The organism is Enterobacter cloacae complex sp. ECC445 (assembly GCF_021892025.1).
GTDB classification, from domain to species: domain Bacteria; phylum Pseudomonadota; class Gammaproteobacteria; order Enterobacterales; family Enterobacteriaceae; genus Enterobacter; species Enterobacter chengduensis.
On the sequence record NZ_JAKLRZ010000010.1, the window covers coordinates 132,680 to 141,540 of the forward strand.

The following is an 8,861-nucleotide window of genomic DNA, read 5'->3' on the forward strand; positions in this document are numbered from 1 at the left end:
GTAATGAACTTCAGGGCCTTTCTGAATAAAATCTTGAGTAGGTATCTGGTTCCTGTTTCGCCAGGCGATGAGCTCACAACGTTTTACGTTGATCCTGACTCGCCATTTGCTCAAATAAATGGCGAAGCAAAATACGCAGTCCCTGCTCATCCAAATCAGGAGGTCCTGAAGCTAATCGAATATCCATCCCGTCCAACCGGGATACAAAGTTTTAATGAGCAATCCATTCTCTCCTTGTATCGGGATAAGCTCCAGACGGCTAAAATGCTCCTCGCAATTGGTGATAGTGATATCAGAGAGGATGCTTTTTCTTTTACAAACCTGATTCTAAAGCCGCTCATTGAATATATTCGTTGGGTGCATCTCCTCCCGGCCTCTGAGAATCATCATCATAACGGTATCGGTGGTCTTTTTTCGCATAGTCTTGACGTTGCGATACTTTCCTTAAAAAATGCCTACCATTCAGAATTGCGGCCTATCGGATATCAGGATGAGGAGGTACAACGTCGGAAGGTTTATCTTTATGCGGCCTTTATTAGTGGCCTCGTCCACGATGCAGGAAAAATATACGATGTCGATATTTTAAGTGTGAATATTGAACCTTCAATTACCTGGACACCAAGCAAACATAGTCTTCTCGACTGGGCGAGAGAAAACAATATCTTCGAATATGAAATTGTCTGGCGATCACGCGTACATAATCAACATAACATCTGGTCAGGCATTTTTCTTGAGCGCATTTTAAATCCAGTGTGCATGGCATATCTTGATATTGTGACTAAAGAAAGGGTCTATTCCAAAATGCTCACGGCCCTGAATTTCTACAACGACGGAAACGACTACCTTTCTCGCTGCGTACGAAAAGCTGATTACTATTCCACGGGAACGGACTTAAACGTCATGCGTGATCCGGTTATGGGGTTACGATCTAATGACGCAGCTGCTCGTGCTCTAGGCTCACTGAAGCATAACTTCCAGCACCTCAATATTAATGACTTTAAATCCAAACCGATGCACTTAATCATCATCAACGGTGAAGTGTATCTGAATGAGAATGCGTTTCTGGATTTTGTTCTTGCAGATTTCGAAAAAATGCAATTCAATTTCCCCCAGGGCGAAGCCGGAAAAAATGTGCTGGCGGAAGCCCTTGTTCAACGTGGGTATGTCGAACCTTATAGCAATGAACGGGTCGTACACTATTTTATTCCTGGTGTGTTTAGCGAAGATGATATAGCCCGGATTTTTATAAAAGGGATCGCGAATCTTGAGTTTTACAATCTGCTTAAGCTGAAGTGGGTCGGGCTAGTTTTTGACTCCTACAAAATACCTGACTCAGTGCCAGGTTTATTCAGCATCAATGCCAACAAAGACTTCCTGTACATCAATGAACAGCGCTCACTGACCGAATTCAGAAGGCCGGTGCCTGGCAGAGAGGATGTGACAAAAATTACCGACACTGTGGAATCACTGGTTGTCGGTATGCGCACAGTCAATCCCCCCAGCCCAAACACTGATGGTGAAATCATCCAGGATACGGGGCAACCGGAAAATGACTCTTCGGTCAGTACAGCCGAAAACGACATCTGGGTTGCCGCCCTCACGGAAGCAGACAGTGAATTCACTAATAGTTTGCCCGAATCTTACAGTGCCGATGATGAAAATCGGTCCATAGTCATCGATGATGAGGCAGCTGCACTGGTGCCTGACACTGAAGAGTTAACTGAGCAGTTGGAAGCAGAACTCACCTTGCAGAGCATGCTTAAGACTACACCGGTACCCCATGACATCCTCAAGTTCGTAGACTCCGTACCGTTTCTCGTAGTGGATGCGGTGAAACAGCTCATACCTGCATTGGATGACACTTCATTTTGCCGCGAACCCATGTTCCAGAAAACACACCGGGATGGTGCATTATCCGGGCATTGGATTGTCAGGGATGTTAATGATCTGCGTCTGGTGCAACTGGGTGACTGTTGTTCCGGTATTCATATGAGCGCCCATTCCAACGAGAATGTAACCGAACTAAAGTCCCTCCTCGACACATCCATGTATCAGACACTGAACATTGCTACGTTTGAACAGAGCCCCGACGACGATGAGGATGACTATTCACGCGATACTCCGTTACCGCTCCCGCCGGAACGCCTGAACACCCACAATGCTGAAGATGACCAGGCTGACGTGGAAATGGATTCTATCCAGGAACTTTATCTGATGGGGCTTGCGGAAATTACGCCTGACAGTGAGGCACAGGATGCCGAGGATCGCCATGGAACAGAGGATACCTTCCTGGCCGTTAATGAGCCGTCGGGCGCCAAGAAAACCCCCATGGTGCCTTTGGGATCCCATGAACCTGAACAGGTTCAATCCACGCCAGCAAAACCGGAAAAGGATGCATCTCCCATCCAACATTCAGCTTCGACGGAAAAACCTGTCATTGCAAAGCCCCATCTGAGTCCTGCGCTGGCCCGCTTGTTTGCCGTTCCAACGGCATACTCTGGAGAACCGCAATCTAAATCAACGCTGGAATCCGACGTTAAGCCACATGACCAGAATGAATCTGCTAATGATGCCGGGAATTCACCTGAGAATGTACCTGCGGCAGACCGGGAGTCGGACGGTATCTTTACCCTAATGACTGAGGGTGCCCCGAACCATGCCGAGTACGAATTGATAGCGCGGGATCTCGCCGTCATCGTCATCAAAATGAAGGAATTTTTTAATAGTGCTCGAAAGAATCGTTTCACTCTACTGGTGGGCAACTTCCTTTACATCACACAGTCAGGAATCAAGCGGTTTGAACCAGACAGGGCTGAAGGTGAGGAAAGCGTTTTTATTAAACTGCCCATTTACCGCGTCAACTGCGGTGTTATCAAAAACACGAAGTGCTTCCAGTTCGATATGAACCAACTGTTGACTGCCTCCGACCGTATAAATATCGATCTTTCTACACTTCTTAATGAATTGCTGGAGCAATGATGGCAAAGACAAAACGAACAAACCTGCATGCCCAGGAAAATCTCTACCGACCGGTGCTTGAGTACAGAAGCGCAACAATCCTGCTTGTTTGCGCATTGGTGACACTTATACAGGGATATCAGTCAGACGGCTCGACACCGGCTCCAATTGTGCTGATTATGGCCACCAGCCTCTTTCTGTTATGCGTATGGCGCTGCTATGCGGCTACGCCTTTTTTTAAGGCCCACTGGCGAATTTTCAAAAGGCAATTTCTGTTCATAAGCCTTGATCAGCTCAGGATGATCAACAAAAGTGACTTTTTCGCCAACGAGCGAAAATTTCGAATGCTGACCGAAGAATATGCTAAAGCCAATAAGGCAATGCCGGAGAGAAAAACCTATCTGTGTGACGGTTACCCGTGGGGCCCAGAACATGCTGATCGGGCCTATCAAATCAACAACCTCTCCAGCGATTTACGGGAGATTGCTTTACCCTTTGTCCTGAAGCCGATCACCCGGCACTTTGCTTCGCTGGCCCGTAACATGGGGGGGAGCAATGCGCTGTTTGCCGTTGACGAAAGGGAACCGACCTTTGTCACCGAGAGCAACTGGTTTGGTCATACGTTGATTACAGGAAACGTAGGTACTGGCAAAACGGTGCTGCTACGTCTCCTCAGTGCCAGCATGCTGCATATGGGCCACGTCGTCGTTTTCCTTGACCCCAAAAACGATACAGACTGCCGGGAAGGCCTTAAAAAGGAGGCTGAACATTTAGGTCTGCCCTTCTATCAGTTCCATCCTGGCAGACCTTCTTCTTCAGTCTGCATCGATGTCTGTAATTCCTTTGTGAATGTCAGTGACCTCACTTCACGAATACTCAGCCTGGTCAGTGAGCCGGGTAAGGTAGACCCGTTTGTGCAGTATGCTGAATCGCTGATATCGACAATCATCTCGGGCCTCCGCCTGATTGATACCAAGCCGTCGATCAAACTTATTTATCGAAATATGATGAACCAGCAGGCCATCATCAATCTCACAGTAAAAGCACTGGAAAGCGCCTACGCGAAGTTTTATGGCCACGATCAGTGGATAGAGAAGGTGAAATACACGCCGAATGAACCTCTCTCGCAACGTGCAAAGCGTTTATTTGAATGGTATGTCGCACACTTCATGAACTATGAAGGCGTTGAAAAACTTGAGTGGCTGGACACTGTTGCCAAGCTCATTGACTACTCGACTTCAAGCGCAGAGCATATGGGGAAAATGACGGCCGGTATTATGCCGCTGTTCAGCCGCCTGACAGAAAGCCCGCTGGATGAACTGTTGTCACCAACTGACAGCACGAATCACGGCCGTGAAGTAGTAACCAGCGATGGGATTTTCAATTCAGGAGGTGTTCTTTACATCGCGCTGGATGGCCTGTCCAACCCTGAAACCGCCCGAGACATTTCACAGTTAATCATGTCAGACCTCACCGCCTGTGCTGGCAGTCGCTACAACTCCGGCGATGGTGACCTCTCAGGGCATTCCCGGATCAGCATTTTTGTGGATGAGGCACACTCAGCCATCAACAACTCCATGATCAACCTGCTGGCACAGGGTCGAGCCGCCAAAATCGCGCTCTTTATTTGCACCCAGACCATCTCCGATTTTATTGCTTCAGCCAATGCCGAAACAGCGAATCGTATTACGGGTCTATGCAACAACTACATCAGCCTTCGTATAAACGACAACCCAACCCAGACTTTAGTTGTGGAGAACTTCGGGAAAAGCCCTATAAGCACAAATATGGTCTCTTACTCGACCGGAACAGGGACAACTTTATCGCATAATGACTTCAGTGGTTCTATCTCGGAACGAAAACAAACAACGCTTGAAGAGAGCATACCGAAAGAGCTTATGGGGCAAGTGCCAAACCTGCATATTGTTGCAAGGCTTCAGGATGGACGAAAAATAGTCGGACAAATACCGATTGCAGTATCGGAGTCGGCGATGAAACCCTCAACTCGACTGGTCGAGATGATCATAAAAAGCCCAAGAAAAGTTACTTTACGCAAGAATCTGAATATTGCCGAAATTAGCAAATACCTAAGGAAAACGCATTGATGGATGATTTCATTACTCTCAGTTGGCAACATTGTTTTAATAGTCCGATGAAGGTCAGCAAGAGCAAATCAATCATCAAGCGACGGTTCCAGTCTCTTGGATTGAATTATGTAGCCGATGAACAAACGCGGCAACGGCTCAATAAAATAGAAAAAAATGTTGCCAAGCATGTAACCACATTTTGTTATTCCAATAATGCAGACTCGCTTCAGCAGGCGGCAGTAGTGTTGTCCGAGCTTTTCCTGCTGAAGGGCGAACTGACGACCAGTGATCGGTACGGGGATAGATCCACGCATTACTGGTCTGTCTCCAATGGTGACGTGTCTGCGTGGTTGCATTCATATCTCAATCGCGAGCAGTCTGATCACCTGTTTGTTGCCTTCCGGATTTATTTTGATGAGCCACCAGCCCGATCCTCCCTTGTTTATAACAATCAACTTAAACTCGGAGGCTATCTGCTGCCTTACTTTATTGATTTCTCTAAAGCGGCATCGGCCTTTATCAGTGGCCCCCCAGAGCTGACGTTTGCCCGGAATCTGCGTTTAAAATCCCCGGTGTATCCCGCCACGACCTTCGATCATATCGTAGCAATTGAAGACTCGCCCTTTTTGTCGCGACTGAAATACAAACTTGTCGACGCTATTGATAAATTACCGGATCAGGAATGCCAATATTCCAGCACCTTCAATTACATCATCGACAAAATCATCATTGCTCAACTGGATCTGAGCCAGGAGCCATTCAATAGCCCGGGCGTCTGCCGTGCTGTCGTTTCTAAATACACTAACACGTTGCTGGCGTTGCCTGTGTTTCATACCGGCGATAGTGTCCGTTACCGCAGCTGGACGCCATGGGAGTTTAATTTTGGCGAGTTTTTGCGCCTGGCGACAAAAAGTGAAAGCTCGGTCTATTTGCCTGTCAGCGGACAAATCAGCTGGAAAAGCGAGGCCCTGAGGCAGTTCGCGGAACATACATTAATTCGCCAAATCATCCCTTCGGAGTTTCACTGGCATTTAGGTGTTCCGACGATGTGGCGCCACGATTACCCCGACCACGAAAAGCGCCTGGCCTTCATGCGAGACTGGAGCGTCAGCCATGGCTAACTCAACAGCATCACGTGGGGCAGTCATACGACTGCTGGCCAGCGTCACACTCTTTGCTTATCTGATCTACAACGTCACTATTCAGGACACGGCGGAGCTCAATAAGCAAATCAGTGATGAAATCAACGCCAGCCAGAACATTATTCCCACGGCTACCTGGAACAATGTTGTCCGAAAAACCGAAGCTACCTTTAATACACTGGTAACAAAATACAAACTGATTGAGAATCTCAATAATACCCTCATTCCCGACCCAGATAGCAAAGTCCGGGGTTTGAGTATTCCAGCTGAAAAGATGTCCTCATTCCTCTATACAGCGGTGCAAAATATTCCGCTTATGATATTTCAGACGCTGTATCGATGGAATTTACTCGTGGGTTGGTCATTCGTCTTTGCCCCGTTTTTAATCGCTCTTCTGGCCGACGGCATGTATCAGTGGAAGCTGAAACGGTATGTGTTCGGGAAAGTCACGGTCCAGTTTTATCGCGTCTGGTTCAGGGCGTTCTGGCTGATAGGCATCCTCACGACTATTTATCTGGTCACCCCAAATATGTCCCTGTTTAACAACGTGGCACAGCTTTTCCCACCAGCAGCGCTCTTTATATTGGGCGTTGCCTTAAATCGCCTCTGGGCTAATTATCAGAAACTCATGTAAGGTTGAAAATGTCAAAGCAAAAAAATGAAGAATCTGCCAACTTTAAGCAAGCGTTCAACCATCAGGCCAATCGCTTCTATGGCATGTTTCGCATCAGTACGTCGGCGAAAATCGTCATGTCAGGACTGGCCATCATTGCCGTGGGTTACTCATTTTATAATCTCTACGACCAGTATCAGGAAAGTGAAGGTCTGCGTGACCATATTGCGGTTATCCGTCTGACCGGTGAAATGGCGTCGGGCTCGGACACGGGTGACGGTACTGTCATCGCCACGGCCCTGGGAAAGGCATACCGTAATCCTCACGCCAAAGCCATCATCATCGAGGCGGAGTCTGGCGGCGGGAGCCCTTCTGATGCTATTACCATCTACCGTCAGATTAATGAACTGAGAAACCACCAGCCAAAAATCAGAGTAGACAAAATTGTCGACGGAAAACGTCTACCGTCGAATGAGATTCCCGTCCCTCTTAATCCAGAGTTTCAAGCTGAAGCAATAAAAACTGCGAAGCAGGAACTGGAAAAGATCAAAGCCAATACTTTATCTGTGCTGTCCACTGGGCAGGGAACCTTTATCAGCAACGAGCGTTATCCTTACAAACCAATCATCGTGAGCGTGAAATCAATCTGTGCATCAGCCTGCTATTACGCAGTATCTCCGGCCGATGCCATCTATGCCGACAGCAATGCTCTGATAGGCTCTATCGGAGTACGCATGGATCACTGGGATGTGTCCCAGGTCATGAAAACCATTGGGCTGAAAAACGAACCACTGACTGCCGGTGGAAATAAAGACTCACTCGATCCATATCATCCTCTGAGTGAAAAAACCCGTGAATTTATGCAAACGCAGATCCTGGATAATATGCATAAGCAGTTCATCGCCGACGTAGAGCTGGCTCGGGGTAAAAAAATCCTCAGTCCATCGGAAGCCGAATCGGTGGAGCTCTATAGTGGCCGGGTCTGGCCAACATCCACGGCCATCCAGTACGGGTTGATTGATGCTGATGTAACACCGGTTGAGGTGCGTTCTCGCATGTCAGCCATGTATGGCATTAAGCGGTTTAAGAACTACAACGAACCCCAGAGAAATTTACGTTCTGCGCTGGGGATGCTGGCTTCACTGACAACGTCGGTAGAAAGCCTTTCCCAGACCACCAGCAAACTCGCTGAGTCGGTTGATTCCACCAGCCACCCTAAGCTGAGGTAAGCGTGATGGACTCGCTGATGCAGGTATGGCAGCTGGCAGGGCTCGTCCTCATTGGCTTGCTCCTGATAGTCTTATACTGTCTGAAAGGTTTTATCATCACGGATATCGTTGAACGCAGAACGGCAAGGCAAATAGCCAGTAAGCTGCCTGAATGCGCTGACGGACTGATGAGTGATGTGACACTGCGTATAGAGCCTGTGGGAACCACTCAGGTTGATCACGTGCTTCTTGCTCCTCACGGGCTCTATGTCATCGAGCAAAAAAACTACAGTGGGCGCCTGTTGGGGAATATGGCTGACCGAAGCTGGACAAAATTTGGCGGTTCTTCAAAAGTCATGAAATTGCAAAACCCGTTCCGTCAAAATTACAGCCACATAAAGGCAATACAGCATACCCTTAACTTTGCTGACCTCGAATGCATTAACGTCGTTATTATCAACGGCAAGTGTAAGTTTGGGGGTACCGTAAAACCTGACTGGCTGTGCATGGGGATCGAGGAGTTTGCCCGTAAAGTAGAGGCGCGAAAGCATGTCGAGATGTTCCGGCCAGAGGCACTGAGCAACATTAAAAACCAGCTGAATGTCATACGCCATCCGCCAGGGTTATATACCGACTTAAAACACATTCGTTTTCTGAACAATAAGTTTCGGACACGTATGAAATTAGATCAGCGCATAACCCTGCTGATAATAGAATCAGCGGTATCCGTTTTAAATCGACTCAGGAAAATTGTGAAATCGTAAGAGGCCATGCTATGAGCCTGTACATAAGATTGTGTAATTGCCTGATTTTGATATGTTCAATCCAACATCAAAAGCAGGTTACTTTATGG

The 8,861-nt window shown here is 47.7% G+C and carries 6 protein-coding genes; all 6 read left to right on the plus strand.

Features of this window, described 5'->3' with window-relative positions:
* The first annotated feature begins 3 nt into the window (after positions 1-3).
* From mobH to L6R44_RS11430, 6 genes are read left to right on the plus strand one after another with little or no spacing between them, the layout of a single operon-like run.
* Positions 4-2,979, plus strand: a complete 2,976-nt coding sequence (gene mobH, locus L6R44_RS11405) for a MobH family relaxase (protein ID WP_237424280.1) — start codon at positions 4-6, stop codon at positions 2,977-2,979.
* Complete coding sequence (gene traD / locus L6R44_RS11410; RefSeq protein ID WP_237424281.1) at positions 2,979-5,063, plus strand: conjugative transfer system coupling protein TraD; 2,085 nt, start codon at positions 2,979-2,981, stop codon at positions 5,061-5,063. Before mobH ends, traD begins: the two co-directional genes overlap by 1 nt.
* Positions 5,063-6,166, plus strand: a complete 1,104-nt coding sequence (locus L6R44_RS11415) for a hypothetical protein (protein WP_237424282.1) — start codon at positions 5,063-5,065, stop codon at positions 6,164-6,166. Before traD ends, L6R44_RS11415 begins: the two co-directional genes overlap by 1 nt.
* Positions 6,159-6,821, plus strand: a complete 663-nt coding sequence (locus L6R44_RS11420) for a DUF4400 domain-containing protein (protein WP_237424283.1) — start codon at positions 6,159-6,161, stop codon at positions 6,819-6,821. The genes L6R44_RS11415 and L6R44_RS11420 overlap by 8 nt, the downstream gene beginning before the upstream one ends.
* A gap of 8 nt (positions 6,822-6,829) precedes the next feature.
* Positions 6,830-8,029, plus strand: a complete 1,200-nt coding sequence (locus tag L6R44_RS11425; RefSeq protein WP_237424284.1) for a S49 family peptidase — start codon at positions 6,830-6,832, stop codon at positions 8,027-8,029.
* A gap of 5 nt (positions 8,030-8,034) precedes the next feature.
* Positions 8,035-8,772 carry a nuclease-related domain-containing protein gene (locus L6R44_RS11430; RefSeq protein WP_237424285.1) on the plus strand — a complete coding sequence of 246 codons (738 nt, stop codon included), beginning with the start codon at positions 8,035-8,037 and terminating at the stop codon, positions 8,770-8,772.
* The last annotated feature ends 89 nt before the right edge of the window (positions 8,773-8,861 follow it).

Excerpts from the sequence above, each read along its gene's own strand:
- mobH (WP_237424280.1), top strand. The coding sequence starts at position 4 with ATGAACTTCAGGGCCTTTCTGAATAAAATCTTGAGTAGGTATCTGGTT.
- L6R44_RS11420 (WP_237424283.1), top strand. The coding sequence starts at position 6,159 with ATGGCTAACTCAACAGCATCACGTGGGGCAGTCATACGACTGCTGGCC.
- L6R44_RS11415 (WP_237424282.1), top strand. The coding sequence starts at position 5,063 with ATGGATGATTTCATTACTCTCAGTTGGCAACATTGTTTTAATAGTCCG.
- traD (WP_237424281.1), top strand. The coding sequence starts at position 2,979 with ATGGCAAAGACAAAACGAACAAACCTGCATGCCCAGGAAAATCTCTAC.
- L6R44_RS11425 (WP_237424284.1), top strand. The coding sequence starts at position 6,830 with ATGTCAAAGCAAAAAAATGAAGAATCTGCCAACTTTAAGCAAGCGTTC.
- L6R44_RS11430 (WP_237424285.1), top strand. The coding sequence starts at position 8,035 with ATGGACTCGCTGATGCAGGTATGGCAGCTGGCAGGGCTCGTCCTCATT.